Below are 14,367 nucleotides of genomic sequence, written 5' to 3' on the forward strand. Positions count from 1 at the left end.
TCACCCAGTAACTCCACGCATAAGGAATCCTCAAATGGCCAAGAAGGTCACCGTAACCCTCGTTGATGATGTCGATGGTGAAGCTGCCGCCGACGAATCGGTTGAATTTGGTCTCGATGGCATCACCTATGAGATTGATCTTTCGTCCAAGAATGCCGAGAAGCTACGCAAGCAGCTCTCTACGTGGGTCGAGCACGCTCGTAAGGTGAGCGGTCGTCGTCACGGGCGTGGTGGCTTGGGTTCGGGCCGGAAGCGGCCAAGTATCGATCGTGAACAAAGCGCCGCGATCCGCGAGTGGGCCGGCAAGAACGGCCACGCCATATCATCGCGTGGCCGCATTCCTGCTGAGGTTATCGACGCGTTCAACGCCGCGAACTAACCCACCCCGCGCGGGTGCCGTCAAGCGTGAGCTAGGAGATGCGATGGTGGACTGGCACCCTGTCACCTTCTCGACCAGGATCGTTGCCGAAGCCTACCTCCCGGAACGAGGCTCCATCCTTGTGCGCTTCAAGAATGACGGGGTCGAGTGGGAATACAAGAACTGCTCACTGGAGACATGGCAAGCATTCACCGCACCTGGCCAGTCTCGGGGCCAGTTCATCCATGACGTCCTTGATCACAAGTCGCACGGCGAATGGCGTGGATGAAACACTCGGCCCGGGGCATCTTTCAACTGCATTCGATTCGGTTGATGATCAAGACCGAATAGTCTTGGAGATAATCAAATGCTCTCCTTGCGACTCGGCTGGAACCGATAGTTGCTAGTAGCGTCAGGATATGGACTTCGACGTTTCGGTAGATGTGGATGCGGCACACCGGGTGGCGGATTGGCTAGCTGATGCTGTCGGCAAGATCGAGGGAACTGCTCGTGTGGGTGGGCATGCGGTATCGGGTGGCGTGGGCAAGGTGACGGTGTCTGCGCAGGGGCGTTTGTTGCGGTTGGAGTTGATCCCGCAGTCTGCGCCGCCGCGTGCGGATCGGTTGGCGGCGTGGATCGAAGCCGCGTATGTGCAGGCGTGTGAGTCTGCGGTGGCGCAGGTGCGTGAGCAGATCAAGAAAGTTACTGACGCTAACCCGGAGCTCACGGACATGTTCGATCAGCTTGACCGCGATTTCGGGAAGCTGTCCACGACGCTGCGGGCACCGAAGCCGCGTGCGGTACGCGAGCGCGAGCAGCAGGCTCCACCTGGGGATTGGGAAGAGCAGGAGTGGAATCCGGGGGCAGATCCGTTCGGGCGCAACCGAAACCGATAAAGCGCACGAGATGCCAGCGGTGCCTGCTGGTTTAGTGTCCCCACATTTTCAGGTTGGCGTTAATGGCGCTGCTGTAGTTTTCGTGCGCGGTTTTCGCGCCTTCACGAATCTTGCGCAGTCCCTCTTGCAAATCTTCAACCCCGGAGCGCCACTGGGCTTGCCAGGCTTTATGAGCGCGTTCGGTTTCCCCGGTCCACGGCATTGTGCCCACATAGCCGTCGATGAGTTCGACGTTGGCATCGGTGCCTTTGGTGAACTGATCCATATGGGTGATCAGCGCATCGAGAGCTTCAAGATCGACTTTGTAGGCATCATCGTCGCTTCCCATCTATAGCCCCTGTTCGTCAACGGTTTTGAATGTCGTGGCCGCTCCGGTCACTTGACCGAGCACCCAATCCAGCGCGCCCGTGATCGTGTGTAAGCCTTGTTGCCACTGCTGCCAACCATCATCGAGCTTGTCAGCGGCGGTGCCGGTCCAGGACCCGCCGACTACTTCGTCGCCCTCGGTTTTGAGCCGGTTAAACGATCCTTTGATTTCGGTGTTCACCGCGTCGATGTCGTTGACTGAGCCGATCACGCCCGCGTACTGCACATAGAGCGCATCGCCGGAACTGTCCCCTGGTACTGCCATCAGTGTGCTCTCCGCCCCTCGATTTTGTGGTGTCTGCAAACTAGTCGTGTTGCCTGATGCTGGTTTACGCTGACCTGAGCAACAGCCAGTCTAGAACCGGATATGAGGGGGTGCGCGGGGTATGGCACCGATCAATGTTGACCCCGCGATGTATTACGCCGCCTCCGAGAAGGTCTGGTTCGCGGGCCAAAACTTTCAGGCCCTACTGAAAAGTATGCGCACCAGCATGTCGCAGTCGGCGGGGATGGCGGGCTCGGATAACACTGCTAAAGAGTTCAGCGGCGGCTATGACCAGGCCGTTAAAGACACGGTGACGATTTTGGCGGGGTTGGCCGATATGGTCAACAACACCTCGGGCATCATCAAGGTCAACGGCGATAACCACAAAGCCGCTAACCAGGCGGGAGCCGGAGCCGCAACTCCGCAAGCACAGCTTCCGACACAACCCACCACGCAACCGCCCGATGTTCCCTCCGCATACGGCGGTGGGGGCGCACAACCCACAGGACTCGTGGGCAAGGCATGGCATTTCATCGAAAGCATGGTGGGCTACGTCTGGCCTGATGGTGACCCACACCTTTTGAATTTCGTAGGGGATGTGTGGACTGGTCACGCTGCCGTCGCCGGGGACGTTATGGGGTATTTGGACCAGGGCAAGACGATGCTTGCCGGGCAGCAATCCCCCGAAATCGGTCCGGCCACAGCCTATCTGGACGACCTCAAAAATAAATGCAGTCAGGTCGCCGCCACATGCCGCGAGTTGGGCACGAGCTGTAAAGATCTCGCTACCGCTATCGAGAACGCCCACAAAGAGCTGATTACCGAGCTAGAGAAATTCGCGGCCGAGTTCTTGGTCGGTGAAGTCGCGTCGCTGATTCTGATCGAGGTCGGCGGCGAATTGTTCGGTAACGCACTACTGGCTGTACGTGCCAGTGCCGTCGCCCGCCGCTGCGCTTCCATTATCGAAAAACTTATCGAACTAGGTCGTGCTGCCGCGCGTGTAGCCAAAGCGGCTGCTGAAAAGATCGCCCACCTACTCGGCAAGATTAAGAGCGTCGTCGCAGCTTTCGTCAAGCGTTCCAATGTCGACCGTAACGTGGATGCTCTTCTTAAGTACACCAAGCAGGCTCTCGACGATTTTGACAATGGAACCATCGCTTTTAGTAAGCCTCAGATGGATGCGTTAAAAGACCACCCCAATCTCTATGAGGCATTCAAAGGAAATGTACTTGATGCCCGCGTGAAGGATCTTGTCAACCGCGATTCGACTTTAGAAGATCTCGTTACTACCAAGCAGTTTAAGTATGGCCCAGATTTCGTTAACACTAATCCAAAGGCTGGCGAGTTGCCTTGGTATGATTTAACAACAATGAAGAGTTGGGCAGCGCACGCCAAGTACGAAGCCACACACGGCGGACCTGGTGGAGGAATTATTTATGATGCGCCAGAAGGAGTGATTTTTGTCCCGCCAAAGTAAGGAGTTGCAGACTCGCTGGGAACCAGAGAGTGCCGAGTACGCGTTGGATGCCCTGTTGCGAGGGCGCGCAGAGTCGCCGTACGGTACACATGATGGGAGGGTAGATCTGCGTGGCCTTACCATTGAACAACCCGAACGCGTTCGCATCAGCGATGATCTTGCACGCATAGCGAAGATATTCAAGTTCGAGAAGAAACTCAATCGGGGTATCGACTTTAGCCATGCAGCCCTGCCTGAGTGGCGCGTGCATGAATCAACCTTCGAAGATTGCGTGTTTGATAGTGCCAGATTGATCTCTCTGCGAACGTACTCTGCAACCTTTAATGCCTGTAGCTTCAGAAACGCAGATCTGAGAGAGGCTTCACTCGGTGCGCCGGTAAAAGAGAAGGCACAAGGAGGCGTATACACGTCATGTGACTTCACTGGAGCCGATCTGCGCAATGTCAGCACGGAGGATGGGGCGTTTTCGCGCTGCGCTTTTACGGGCACACGATGGTATGGAACTCGGATGCTCACCGCAGTCTTTGAAAATTGCGATTTCCGCGATGCCGAGATTGCCGAGGTATTCTTTGACGGGCGAGGTTTTGGTAAGCGCGGCCCTTCTGGTTTGGGTAAGAACAAGCTAGAGGGCTGCGATTTCTCTACCGCCAATTTGCACGGTACTAGCTTCCTTGCGATCGACTTTAGGAACGTCATTCCACCGATGGCCGACAGGTACGTGTTGGTGAGCGATTTTCCCCGTCGGGTTGAGATTGCAACAGATCGCCTGACTGCGAACGGCACCCGCGAGGCGCAGTGGTTGGCCATGCGATTTAAGGCCGAGTTTGTTGCTGCGGCGGCACTGCCTGCCGATGCGGTAGGGATGCTCGATTTTGGAGACCTATCAGCGGATGATGCAAGGTTACTTGCCGCCGTATTTGAGCTGAGCCACTAGGCGCTACTCCGCTAATTCGCCTTACGAGCATCTCAGTCGGAACTCGCCGACTTCTCCGGTTTCGCCAAGAGCTCCCGAGCGTCGATTTCCAGGATGTCGGCCATGCGTTCGAGTGATTGCAGCGTCAGGTTGCGCTCACCACGTTCGACCGCACCCATGTAGGTGCGGTGCACGCCGACGTGATCGGCGAATGCTTCCTGACTGAGACCGCGTTCCTTACGGTATCTGCGCAGGTTGCGACCCACGATCTTCTGTAGTTGACCCTCCATAACGAAGTGCAACGTTTCCGAAATGCTACTTGTAGGTCTACATACTTATAAGTAGCATTCTGGTGGTTGGGGGTACCTGCGCGGGGTTTCGGATCGACGCGAACGGAGGTGGGCGTATGAGCGGCGGCGGATTCGCGCTGCCATGAACCTAAACACCATGGTCAAGGGGCGCAGAAGCGGGTGTTTCTGCGCCCCTTGTTGCATACCGAGCGGGCCACCCAAACGGTAACAATGCGATACGGCAAGGCGACTGCATGCGGCGTGCCCCGACACCGTTCGACTTCCTCATCAGATTGGCAGTCCGGTCAGCGTCAGTCTGGGGGCGATCCGAGCCTGACACCCTATTGCTGTTGAGCGGTGGCGAGGCGCTCCGAAGAATGATGTAAGACATGGAGCTTCAAGAATTCAGCCGCTGCGAATTGAATTCAAGTTTTGTCAGACATAGTATATACTGATATATTGAGCTCTCTCAATGTCATGAAATGCAATGAAAACCACATAATTTCACTATTAGGCGAACTGCCTGTTCCGGTCTGTGATCTGATAGATCCCGACTTCGATATCAGAGATGAGGCGCTGGCATCGCTCAGTGCATGGCTTGCGCGCTGCCGGTCCTACGGTACGCCTGGAAAATATCTTGGAACGTTAGTTATATGCGAGTCAGTCCATAATTCTACTGAATCACTTAAAAAGTATGCGATCGACAATCTTTGGTGTGATTCACCGCTTATCGCACATGCATTGGGGTTGGCTCCGATAAACTACTCAGACACGGGGTACGTCATTTCTCACGAATCGCCGGAATCGCAGGAAGGCTCGTGACTGTCTTCATAAGGCTCGAAGCGTCGACGATCGACGTAATATATTGCTAATTCTTTTTCGTCGTCAAGAACACCGATTATCATATCTAAAGGCTCACGAAAATAGGTGGATCCAGGATTATCGACAGATGACTCGATCGGTTCGGCAAGAAGGTTTACAACTACGGCAGGTTCACCATATGCGGGGCGCCTTTTGTTCTTAAGGCCTTGCTTCCATCGAATCAATTGACCTTCGCTAAGGTTCACTCGACGAATTAGGCATTCATAAAGACCTAGCAGTAGATCGTTATAGTCGCCGCCAACTCGCGCCTCTGACTCCGCCAAAAATTCCTTAAGTACGACTTCACTAAGCCTTTTGAATAATTCTGGGTTGGAACGAGCGAATTCCAAAGTCTCGATAGCCCCTGGCGGCAAATCGACATCTACGCCCGCAAGCTTCGCTTCCGCCGCCTTTGATTTTGACATTACACGCACCTAAACTATATAGATTTAGTCGAATATTGAATAGAATCCGCCACTTGCTCATCGACATCGCCAGACGGGAAGGCCTTGTTACCGACCGTTTTGTCGTTGATCACCCGATCAACAAGGAAAACGGCCTCGATTTGTCTGTCCAATTCGGTGCTGATGGCGCTGTAGTCTATATTGTTCCGCATATCACGTACCAAGAACTTCAGTACTTCAATCTGTGCCTTCTGCTCCAAGATATGCTGGTTCATTTGCGCAACCCTAGGTGCAAGCATCGCAGCATTCGCATAGATGCTATTTATCCCTGGACGGTCTCCGGGCAGCGGCCCCCTGCGCCTCACTTCACTGACGTCCGTCTCACTCCTTTTGGGAGCGAGACGAGATGCGTCAATCAAGATCGCTCCTGCCAATATGAAGGCTGGGATCGCTAACAACCCAACCACGGCCAGTAGAATGGTTGCCGCCATCTATCCCATCTCCTTACGAGGCTTGGCAAGCCTGAACCACAGAGCACAGCACGCAAGCATAAACGTAATCAGCGCCATGGCACCGCTTATAATCACTAATCGATCCACAGTTCCGAATGCGCTGGCCACCTGATCTGCGCTGAGCAATTCCATCTTCTCAAACACATGTCCGGCCGCAAGCATGCCGGTCAGTAGGAATCCAACAACCGTGATAGCCCATTTCATGAATGGTATTATCCGCTGCGCAATTCGCAATGACCTCATGGTGTCTTCTTGTACATATTTTACGTCATCTAAAAAGGCCCAGCACAGTGCGAGTGAATACGAAATTAGCGCACCATTTGATATTTCCGAACCTACCACATTATGCAATGTAAGCGCTGATGCAAAAATTGCTGCGGTGACGGGAAGCGGAGCGAAAACGACCCAATCACGAAAGAAATCGTAAACTATGCGGTGGTTATCTTTCGTTGTACTTACCATATTGACGACCCAACCATGCTGGGGACATCAAAAAATGGCATCTTGCTGAGTAATTCGGCAAGCATAAATAGACGAACGGGCTTGGCAGGAGAAGTTACCTGCACCTTGTACCTCCCGCCTTGTCATGGAGCTCACCTGTCGGGACCAACCATCTCGCGATCCCGAGTGAGATCGGCACGGCTAGCCTCTGGACTCTTTACTTAGATCATTGACCTGCGATTGTAATCGCTCAAGGTGCACCCGCATGGGGTGATTGCCCCGTTCTGGTAAGAGGAACCTCCCACAGATCCGCCCGATAGCTTCGCTTCAACCTCTACAGACCACGATCGATACCACCAACCCCAGCCCGTACCGATCCGGAAAGTACTCCCAACCCCGGCCATCGACCATCTTCCAGCGCATTTTGGGAACTGCCTGCCAGTGGTTGGGCAATGTCGAACCTCACTGCGCAGCACGAACACCGGACCGGCTTCGCACTGGTTCTGTAGACAACGACAGGACATCCTCCGCGATGAGCCTGTCGTTTCCGTTCGTCGTCCGTACTAGCCGGCCGCGGTCGCAGTAGTCGTTGTCGATGTATTCATCCTTACGGCCTTCCTCGCTGGCTTCGCCGATGCAGCTTGGCCGGATGAGTGAGATGTAGCCGTCTTCGATGGATCGGGTCATGGCGGCGGATGGGCCATCCTCCTTCTCCCAGATGTGGCTGTCGTTGAGTCGCCAGAGCGAGACGGGTTGGATCTCGGTCTGCAAGAGGCGCTCTTCGTCGCCGTAGTAGGTGGTGGGAGTCTCGCGCCGTTTGGAACATTGCCAGCTGGCCATCGATGCGTGGAAGTGCCCGTCGGCACCCCACCAGACATCGGTTACCGAGCTGCCCCAGTCGTCGTCGGTAGTGGCGGCCCGTGGCTTGAGTGCTGAGAGATCAGTTGTGGATAACTTTTTGTCTGCGACAGGCAGTAGCGCGATCTCGGCGTGTTCGCTGCACGCACCGTATTGCGTGAACCCTTGCCGGGCTATGACTACTTGTTCGGAGCTGCCTGGCGAGTTTGAGGCAGTAAGCAGCGATTCGGTTCTAGAGCCGAATGCCAGTTTGGTTTCCTTGCCTGTGGTCATGGACAGGAGTGACAGCTTCCAGCGCGGCCCGCCGCTCGGAGTTTTTAAGTACGACCTGGTGACAATGGCTGACGATGTGCCGACAAGGAATTGATCAGAAACGGTAGTGGATAGCGGAATAGACACTCGCTGTCCACTGTTTCCGAGATCGAGCTTTCTCACTGCCACGTGACCGCTATCGAATGCACTATCGATGACATCAGAACGCATATAGGTCTTGTCGGCAGGAATCTTGATGCTATCGGGTATCTGAATAGCCACTGTGACAACAGCATCGCCGTCACTGGCGGCAATGTCGATGCAGCCCTTGCAGGGTATGCGCTGTATGGAGCCTGTATAACTGTCAACCGATATCAGGGTATCGTTGTTAAAACTCTCATTTGGCTTCGCGGCAAGAATGAACGCCACATGGCGGCCGGTGCTGGTCCAGACAATTCGATTGGTTTGTGCGGAGAAGGCTCCGGGTACGCGAGCTAAAATCGCATCACCTCGAATGAGTACGAACTCGTCTGCAGTGTAGTAAGCATAGGCAATGTGGTGGGTAAAACCAGTCTTTGTTCGGGAGGCAACAGTCCCGCCTGCCACCGCGCTAACCAGCACCATGAACAGTGAAACCAGCAATAGCAGCTTCCGCACTGTCATGACACGTTCCGCTCTCGCATCATTTGCATGTCTTGCGGTCAGGTCGTGACCACGTGAGGTCGATGTGCTGCTCGAAGCTGACTTTGTAGTTTGAGCAATCAGATTTGCTACCGGTATAGGCGCTAGCAGTGATAGTAAACGGGCTGTTTCCGGCAGAAATGTCGTTATAGACGGTGCCGTGGCTACTAGCGGTGTACAAGCGGAGTGTGAAAGTGCAGCTGTAGCGTTTGGTGATTGCTCCGAGTGTGAATGTCTGCGTATCTCCTGGGCTTAACGAGACGGTGTTTTCAGTAAAATAGTCCGGGCCAGCCAGCCGAACGCTTGAGGTGTCGTACATTTGTTGGATGATCGGCGTTGCAGCGTCCAGATTGACACCGATTTTTACGTTGGCCTCAGCATTGCCCTGCTTGCCGCCACTGAAAAAAGTTCCCGTGTAGGGCGCGCCGCAGTTCTTCTGTACGGATAGCCGGACAATACGGATCGTTTCATTAGCCGTATTGCGGACGGTAAATGTGGTGATGCCTTTGTCAACTGCGATGCCGTGAAATTGTTCCGCAAGTTCATTAGGAGTCTTACCTACGAATGTTGTGGGATCAGCCTGGAGCGGCTCTTCAAGTGCGAAATCAACATCGCCGGGAATCATTGTCAATGGTGACACATTGACAATGGCCAGCGGCGACCACTCTTTTGAGGCTGGGACACCAGTGAGGTTGGGTAACGCGATGGGTTCTACCGACGGTCCCGCCTGTGCAGAAACGCGAGCTTCTGAGCGCGGCCATATGCTCACCAACACAATAACGACAACACCAATTATGGCGACACCGGCAAGTATCGCTAGGGTCCAGGGTCTTGAGACAATTCGCGCACCAGGCGCTGACGGTTGTTCCTCAGACGGCTGTTGCGCCGGTGAGGTATGCGTGGCTCGTACTGCAGCTTCAACCGCTTGTCGGCGAATTTCAGGTTTTCCGAGCTGGTCGACGATGAAATCTATGTATGTTCTGCGGAAGTTGTGGATATTGCGCGAGGAATTGTCGGAATCCGAGGGCTCGTTAAGTTGTGAAGGACTTATACCCGTTGCTTCTCCCGCGAATTGACGCCGTTTCATGATGGGTATCGGAGCGTCTCCATCAAGGCGAAGCATTGCGCCAACAAGCCACGCGACTTGCTCAGGATGCTGCATTATCTGTGTCGGACCGCGTTGCTCCTGCGCCCACGCCGGTCGATATTCGGGGTGAAGTTGACGCAAGATCGCATACAACACCTCGGGCCGATCAAAGTCCAGGTTTTCTGTAGCAAGTAGGCGGCTCAAAAGGTCTGCGAGCGGTCCCAAGTTTCGGACTAGGGCGCAGTCGGGATTGCCATCATCACCGAGGATGCCTCCGGCGTGGCGCTTCATGTATGTGGCGAGGGATTCCGCTGCCTGTTCGGCAAGAACTGGTATCGCTGAGTCTGTTTCCAATTCAGCCACGCACCCCCGCTTGTCCGCTCCCGTTCTAGGCAGAGACCTGAGTGTATCCGGCAGCACCGGTGGAACTACGGAATTCCTGGCTCCAACTAGCTTCAGGCAGGCCGTGCACACGGCCATTCATGGGCGACTCGTCCCGACATTCTGTCCCCTTAAATCCATCTGCGCGCCCACGCATGCCCGCCCCCGGTCTTCCGGGAGCGGGCTTTTCAATGTCCGCAGAGCACAGCAAATAGGGCATGAAGTTGATTTGCGGACTTGCGGAAACGCTCGCGCATGCGCGCATGGCGAGCAAAAATGCCGTTCTACCTGAACGTATGTGCAGGTAGAAAAGTTTTTCGCCAAGGGGCTGGACCCGGCTCATTTGCGGGTGGTACTTGGTTGAGCAGTACCAGTAGCAAACCTTTAAACAAGCTCGAGGAGGTGTAATGCAGCACTTAAGGCGGGTTCTTCGCGCCGAACGCGACGGTGCCGAGGCCACCCTTGGCCGCCCACTGATCGATCCAACGGCTTTCGCCGCAGACGTTCTTGCCCACGGACTCGGCGAAGCACTCAACCGAGAGCACGACCGCATCAACTGACACCCAGTCACCCACAAACTCCGAGAGCAACCCCGCTCCCGAAGAAGAACAAGAAAGGAAACCGATATGTCTATGTTGGAACCCTCGCGCTCACACCTGGCGCTTCCACCCTTGTCCCCGCCGTGGGACCGATTCGATGCCCGACTGAACCGCGCAACCCGTCAGCAGTTGGCCACGATTGAGGCCACGGTGGCGATCAAGCAAGCAGGCGTTGATGCGGTTGCTGAGGTGCAACGCGCCAAGATCGATGTGGTCACCGCAACCGGTGGCTATGCCATGCAACGAGCGGCACTGGTTGGGCAAATGCAGCAGCAGTTGGCGTTGGCCTGCCCCGTGTCTTCGGGCGATCTCGATTTCTTGAAGAGCCTGACCATGGTCGCCGTCGGGCAAATCGTGGCCGACACCGCCGCCAAGGTCAACCGGCTATGAGCCAGCACTTCTTGGTGACGCTGCTGGTGCTGGTATCGATAGCGGCGATCGGACTGTTCGCGCTGGCCCTGCTGCTCCGGTGGCGGGATCAGCAAGTCGTAAACCATCAGGCCATGGCGCATCACCGACGCCTTGCGGCGATTCGTCACACCCAGCGACAGGCTGAACAACGCATTGATCACCTCACGCTGACTGCGATAGAACACCTGCTGACCACGACTCGTGGAACTGATCTGCAATGACACCCATCACCAGCTGGGCAGACAAGTTCGTCAGCATGTGCGTCGGCATCCTGTTCGGTGCGTTCGTGCTCTATTGCGCGGTCCAGCTGATCGCTTCGATTTGGCCGTGGCTGGTAGCCATCGTGGGCACTGGTGCGCTCGTTGCCGGAGCGGTCGTTGTGTATCGGACAACGCAAAATCGGTGGTAGTACCAAGCGCTTTCGCCCCAAATGCGGGCGGTCCTATCGGTGTTGTAGTAATTGCAAACTCGCTTGTCCGTTGCGAATTCGCAATTCATAGTGAAATGCGGACGCGTTGCGAAAAGGCAACGCATAGACGCGCCATATTCGGCGTCAAGCCCATATCAATGAATTCGTCAAGGAGGTGCACTATGTCGAAAACCAATCGTCCTAATTACCGTCGTGCCGATCGCGAGGATCGCAGTCGCAGGCATCACCGCCAGGATCGCCGCATCGTGGTACGCGGCGTACGCCGCGATCCCCCGGATCTACGCAAGCTCTCGCGTGCCGTCATCGCACTGGCGCTGGCAGAAATGGAAGCCGAAAGCAACCCCGGCACCAATTCCGAGACTGCTGAACCCATCACCACCCAGCAGGACATTGCTCAACCGAACGATGCCTCTGAGCTGGTATCGGATGCATCCGAGGATGGCGAGGTGCGCTCATGACCGTCACCATCGCAGAAGCGCCGGTGGCTGCTGATGGGCTGGTGTGGCAGATGGTGATCTGGCCGCTGCCACTGCGCGAGTTCGCGGCGCTGGGTCTGGTGCGGCATTTCGCCGCTCAGGCTCATGCCCCGCAACTCATTGTGGAAACCCGTGCTGATGTGACCGGCGTGACCTATCTGTTGGGTTGTCCGCAACAGCACGCATCCGCAGTGCGGGCCACGGTGGAGCAGCTGGTGCGTGGCGCGGTGGTGGTGCCGTTTGAGGCCAGTAACCGTGTCTCGGTGAATACGGCACGCCGCGTGGTGCTCTCATCAGCAGTGCGGCCCCTGGAACCTATCGATCCTGTGGCCTCCACGCGATCGGTGCTGCACGCATTGACCACCGTGGACAGGGGCGAGCAGCTAGTAATCCAGCAGGTACTCGGGCCACGAATCACACCCCGCACCGCACCGAAACAGTCACCAACACACGGCCAATCCGTGATGTCCAAGTTGTGGCTGGGAGTAGCCCAAGACCGCAGCACCGAATCGCGGCAGGCACTGCTGAAAAAGATCGGACAGCACGGGTTCGCATCGGCAGTACGCATCGGTGTGCAGGCTTCCACTGCTGAGCGTCGCCGCACCCTGCTACTTGGACTCGCCACCGCATTGAGCACGGCGAATGCCCCTGGGATACGGGTGCTGCTTAAACCTGATGCTGCACAACGCCTCAACGATCCGAAACCGCCCAGGTCGTGGTGGGTTCGCGTCAGCCGCTTGAGTGCCGTGGAAACTGTGCGGTTGTCGGGGTGGCCGGTGGCTGATCGTGACGACGAATCATTTCCCGGACTACCACCCAAACATCCGAAACCGATCCGTCCGTCTGCGGCAATGCTTGCCGGACAGCAGGTGTTGGCGAGTGCGAATGCACCCGGTGCCAACGGAACGCTTGGGTACAACACGCCCGATCGGACGCGCCACACCTGGCTCCTTGGACCCTCCGGCACCGGCAAATCCACGCTGCTGCTCAATCTGATCGTCCAAGACCTCGAAAACAACCGTCCACTGGTGGTGATCGAACCGAAAGACCTTGTGACCGAGATCCTGTCACGGATACCGGCGCATCGGCTCGATGACGTGGTGTTGCTCGATCCTCTCGATGACGCGCCCGTCGGGATCAATCCATTGCACCGCGGCGATGGTGATCACCGCTCTGCGGATGTCGTGGCAAATGCTCTGTTCGCCACCTTCAAGGCCCTGTACCGCACCGGCAGCGGTGACGGTTTGGGGCCGCGCAGCAGCGACATTCTGCGGCACTGCCTGCAGGTACTGTCCAGCCGCCCGGATGCGAGTTTGGTGATGCTGCCGCTGCTGCTGACCAACCCTGGCTTTCGCCACTCGATGACCCGTGGCGTTATGCAATCCGATCCGTTCGATGCTGGCCCGTTCTGGCAGTGGTTCAACGAACTATCCCCGGAGGCAGCCGCGCAAATCACGGCGCCGCTGTCGAACAAGGTGCGGCCCTTGTTGGATCGGAATCTGCGGGCCGTGTTGGCACAGCGCCAGCCGCGCTTCAACATTCGGGATGTCCTGACCGACAAAAAGGTTCTGTTGGTGCCCCTGCAAAAAGGCGTCCTCGGACCAGAGATCGCACAACTGCTGGCCGCGATGGTGCTCGGTGAACTGTGGCAAGCCATCTGCGAACGCACCGCCATCCCCGAAGCCCAGCGTGATCCGATGATGATCTACGTCGACGAAGTCCAGGAATTTCTGCACCTGCCCACCGATCTGGACGACGCACTGGCCACTGCACGCAGCCTCAAGGCCGGGTTTCATCTGGCGCACCAGTTCGAAGGCCAACTGCCGCGCACGATGACCGAAGCGTTCCGCAGCAACGCCCGCAACAAAATCTGCTTCCAACTATCAGTCACCGATGCGAAGACCATGGCCGCAGGCCAAACTGTCCTGGCACCTGAAGATTTCACAACCCAACCAGCACACCACATCTACGTCAGCCTCATCCGGGACAACTCGATACAACCTTGGGCATCGGGAATCACGCTGCCGCCACCACCAGAAACCAGCGCCCCTGCCGATATTCGTCAGCGCAGCCGCGCACGGTATGGGCAGTCCCGCAGCGAGATTGAGGCCGGATTTGCCGCGCTGCTCGAACCGACCGACCCAGAGCACGGGACTGGCGATGGAGGCGTGAGTGATTCAGCAGGCGATACCGGTGCGCGGCGTGGGCAGAAAGCGAGGCGACCATGAACCAACCAACAGATCAAACAGGCAGGCACCGGCTACCCGAGACTGATCGTGCCGGTGATCGGATCGGTGATCAGATCACCCCGACTCACATACCCACTGCGAGCGCGGCAAATGAGGATTTAAGCCCCGCGAAACACTCTGATGCCTTTGACATTCAGCGTGCCTCTTCCGCAGCTGGGGA

General features: G+C 56.4%; 19 protein-coding genes. 10 read left to right on the top strand and 9 right to left on the bottom strand.

Annotated elements, in window-relative coordinates:
* Positions 1-34: 34 nt before the first annotated feature.
* The 3 genes from RHO23_RS00685 (at position 35) to RHO23_RS00695 (ending at position 1,254) form a co-directional block, all read left to right on the top strand.
* A complete protein-coding gene (locus RHO23_RS00685; protein WP_423488531.1) occupies positions 35-379 on the top strand; it encodes a histone-like nucleoid-structuring protein Lsr2 in 345 nt (114 codons plus the stop codon).
* Positions 380-422: 43 nt separating this feature from the next.
* A complete protein-coding gene (locus RHO23_RS00690) occupies positions 423-647 on the top strand; it encodes a hypothetical protein (protein WP_423488532.1) in 225 nt (74 codons plus the stop codon).
* Positions 648-777: 130 nt separating this feature from the next.
* On the top strand, positions 778-1,254 hold the full coding sequence (locus RHO23_RS00695) for a YbaB/EbfC family DNA-binding protein (protein ID WP_423488533.1): 477 nt from the start codon (positions 778-780) through the stop codon (positions 1,252-1,254).
* Positions 1,255-1,285: 31 nt separating this feature from the next.
* Here the strand turns inward: RHO23_RS00695 and RHO23_RS00700 are convergent, their stop codons facing one another.
* Entirely contained in the window at positions 1,286-1,582 is a 297-nt protein-coding gene (locus RHO23_RS00700) for a WXG100 family type VII secretion target (RefSeq protein ID WP_423488534.1), read from the bottom strand.
* Positions 1,583-1,885: a WXG100 family type VII secretion target gene (locus RHO23_RS00705; RefSeq protein ID WP_423488535.1), complete on the bottom strand. Its 303-nt coding sequence runs from the start codon at positions 1,883-1,885 to the stop codon at positions 1,583-1,585.
* Between the two features lie 121 nt (positions 1,886-2,006).
* On the opposite strand from RHO23_RS00705, the gene RHO23_RS00710 reads away from it, so the two are divergent.
* Together RHO23_RS00710 and RHO23_RS00715 are read left to right on the top strand one after the other, a co-directional pair.
* A complete protein-coding gene (locus RHO23_RS00710) occupies positions 2,007-3,362 on the top strand; it encodes a hypothetical protein (RefSeq protein ID WP_423488536.1) in 1,356 nt (451 codons plus the stop codon).
* A gap of 43 nt (positions 3,363-3,405) precedes the next feature.
* Positions 3,406-4,296 carry a pentapeptide repeat-containing protein gene (locus tag RHO23_RS00715; protein WP_423488537.1) on the top strand — a complete coding sequence of 297 codons (891 nt, stop codon included), beginning with the start codon at positions 3,406-3,408 and terminating at the stop codon, positions 4,294-4,296.
* A gap of 32 nt (positions 4,297-4,328) precedes the next feature.
* On the opposite strand, the gene RHO23_RS00720 is transcribed toward RHO23_RS00715, so the two are convergent.
* From RHO23_RS00720 to RHO23_RS00750, 7 genes are all read right to left on the bottom strand, one after another.
* Entirely contained in the window at positions 4,329-4,565 is a 237-nt protein-coding gene (locus RHO23_RS00720) for a helix-turn-helix domain-containing protein (RefSeq protein WP_423488538.1), read from the bottom strand.
* A 788-nt stretch (positions 4,566-5,353) separates the two neighbouring features.
* Positions 5,354-5,851: a hypothetical protein gene (locus tag RHO23_RS00725; protein ID WP_423488539.1), complete on the bottom strand. Its 498-nt coding sequence runs from the start codon at positions 5,849-5,851 to the stop codon at positions 5,354-5,356.
* Between the two features lie 14 nt (positions 5,852-5,865).
* Positions 5,866-6,321, bottom strand: a complete 456-nt coding sequence (locus RHO23_RS00730) for a hypothetical protein (RefSeq protein ID WP_423488540.1) — start codon at positions 6,319-6,321, stop codon at positions 5,866-5,868.
* Complete coding sequence (locus tag RHO23_RS00735) at positions 6,322-6,804, bottom strand: hypothetical protein (RefSeq protein ID WP_423488541.1); 483 nt, start codon at positions 6,802-6,804, stop codon at positions 6,322-6,324.
* A 441-nt stretch (positions 6,805-7,245) separates the two neighbouring features.
* Positions 7,246-8,556: a hypothetical protein gene (locus RHO23_RS00740; RefSeq protein ID WP_423488542.1), complete on the bottom strand. Its 1,311-nt coding sequence runs from the start codon at positions 8,554-8,556 to the stop codon at positions 7,246-7,248.
* Between the two features lie 19 nt (positions 8,557-8,575).
* On the bottom strand, positions 8,576-10,024 hold the full coding sequence (locus tag RHO23_RS00745) for a hypothetical protein (RefSeq protein WP_423488543.1): 1,449 nt from the start codon (positions 10,022-10,024) through the stop codon (positions 8,576-8,578).
* A gap of 434 nt (positions 10,025-10,458) precedes the next feature.
* A complete protein-coding gene (locus RHO23_RS00750; protein ID WP_423488544.1) occupies positions 10,459-10,605 on the bottom strand; it encodes a hypothetical protein in 147 nt (48 codons plus the stop codon).
* A 63-nt stretch (positions 10,606-10,668) separates the two neighbouring features.
* Between RHO23_RS00750 and RHO23_RS00755 the strand changes: the two genes are divergently transcribed.
* From RHO23_RS00755 to RHO23_RS00775, 5 genes are all read left to right on the top strand, one after another.
* Entirely contained in the window at positions 10,669-11,031 is a 363-nt protein-coding gene (locus tag RHO23_RS00755; protein WP_423488545.1) for a hypothetical protein, read from the top strand.
* On the top strand, positions 11,028-11,273 hold the full coding sequence (locus tag RHO23_RS00760; RefSeq protein ID WP_423488546.1) for a hypothetical protein: 246 nt from the start codon (positions 11,028-11,030) through the stop codon (positions 11,271-11,273). The genes RHO23_RS00755 and RHO23_RS00760 overlap by 4 nt, the downstream gene beginning before the upstream one ends.
* Complete coding sequence (locus RHO23_RS00765) at positions 11,270-11,461, top strand: hypothetical protein (protein ID WP_423488547.1); 192 nt, start codon at positions 11,270-11,272, stop codon at positions 11,459-11,461. The genes RHO23_RS00760 and RHO23_RS00765 overlap by 4 nt, the downstream gene beginning before the upstream one ends.
* 182 nt (positions 11,462-11,643) lie before the next feature.
* A complete protein-coding gene (locus RHO23_RS00770; RefSeq protein ID WP_423488548.1) occupies positions 11,644-11,940 on the top strand; it encodes a hypothetical protein in 297 nt (98 codons plus the stop codon).
* Positions 11,937-14,186, top strand: coding sequence for a type IV secretory system conjugative DNA transfer family protein (locus RHO23_RS00775; protein WP_423488549.1), 2,250 nt, complete (start codon positions 11,937-11,939; stop codon positions 14,184-14,186). Before RHO23_RS00770 ends, RHO23_RS00775 begins: the two co-directional genes overlap by 4 nt.
* Positions 14,187-14,367 lie beyond the last annotated feature (181 nt).

The sequence above is a fragment of the Mycobacteroides sp. PCS013 genome (genome assembly GCF_049532645.1).
Taxonomy (GTDB): Bacteria; Actinomycetota; Actinomycetes; order Mycobacteriales; family Mycobacteriaceae; genus Mycobacterium; species Mycobacterium gwanakae.

Bases quoted from the DNA above. Each gene is read 5' to 3' on its own strand.
- RHO23_RS00685 (WP_423488531.1), top strand. From the start codon at position 35: ATGGCCAAGAAGGTCACCGTAACCCTCGTTGATGATGTCGATGGTGAA.
- RHO23_RS00690 (WP_423488532.1), top strand. From the start codon at position 423: ATGGTGGACTGGCACCCTGTCACCTTCTCGACCAGGATCGTTGCCGAA.
- RHO23_RS00695 (WP_423488533.1), top strand. From the start codon at position 778: ATGGACTTCGACGTTTCGGTAGATGTGGATGCGGCACACCGGGTGGCG.
- RHO23_RS00700 (WP_423488534.1), bottom strand. From the start codon at position 1,582: ATGGGAAGCGACGATGATGCCTACAAAGTCGATCTTGAAGCTCTCGAT.
- RHO23_RS00705 (WP_423488535.1), bottom strand. From the start codon at position 1,885: ATGGCAGTACCAGGGGACAGTTCCGGCGATGCGCTCTATGTGCAGTAC.
- RHO23_RS00710 (WP_423488536.1), top strand. From the start codon at position 2,007: ATGGCACCGATCAATGTTGACCCCGCGATGTATTACGCCGCCTCCGAG.
- RHO23_RS00720 (WP_423488538.1), bottom strand. From the start codon at position 4,565: ATGGAGGGTCAACTACAGAAGATCGTGGGTCGCAACCTGCGCAGATAC.
- RHO23_RS00725 (WP_423488539.1), bottom strand. From the start codon at position 5,851: ATGTCAAAATCAAAGGCGGCGGAAGCGAAGCTTGCGGGCGTAGATGTC.
- RHO23_RS00730 (WP_423488540.1), bottom strand. From the start codon at position 6,321: ATGGCGGCAACCATTCTACTGGCCGTGGTTGGGTTGTTAGCGATCCCA.
- RHO23_RS00735 (WP_423488541.1), bottom strand. From the start codon at position 6,804: ATGGTAAGTACAACGAAAGATAACCACCGCATAGTTTACGATTTCTTT.
- RHO23_RS00740 (WP_423488542.1), bottom strand. From the start codon at position 8,556: ATGACAGTGCGGAAGCTGCTATTGCTGGTTTCACTGTTCATGGTGCTG.
- RHO23_RS00755 (WP_423488545.1), top strand. From the start codon at position 10,669: ATGTCTATGTTGGAACCCTCGCGCTCACACCTGGCGCTTCCACCCTTG.
- RHO23_RS00760 (WP_423488546.1), top strand. From the start codon at position 11,028: ATGAGCCAGCACTTCTTGGTGACGCTGCTGGTGCTGGTATCGATAGCG.
- RHO23_RS00765 (WP_423488547.1), top strand. From the start codon at position 11,270: ATGACACCCATCACCAGCTGGGCAGACAAGTTCGTCAGCATGTGCGTC.
- RHO23_RS00770 (WP_423488548.1), top strand. From the start codon at position 11,644: ATGTCGAAAACCAATCGTCCTAATTACCGTCGTGCCGATCGCGAGGAT.
- RHO23_RS00775 (WP_423488549.1), top strand. From the start codon at position 11,937: ATGACCGTCACCATCGCAGAAGCGCCGGTGGCTGCTGATGGGCTGGTG.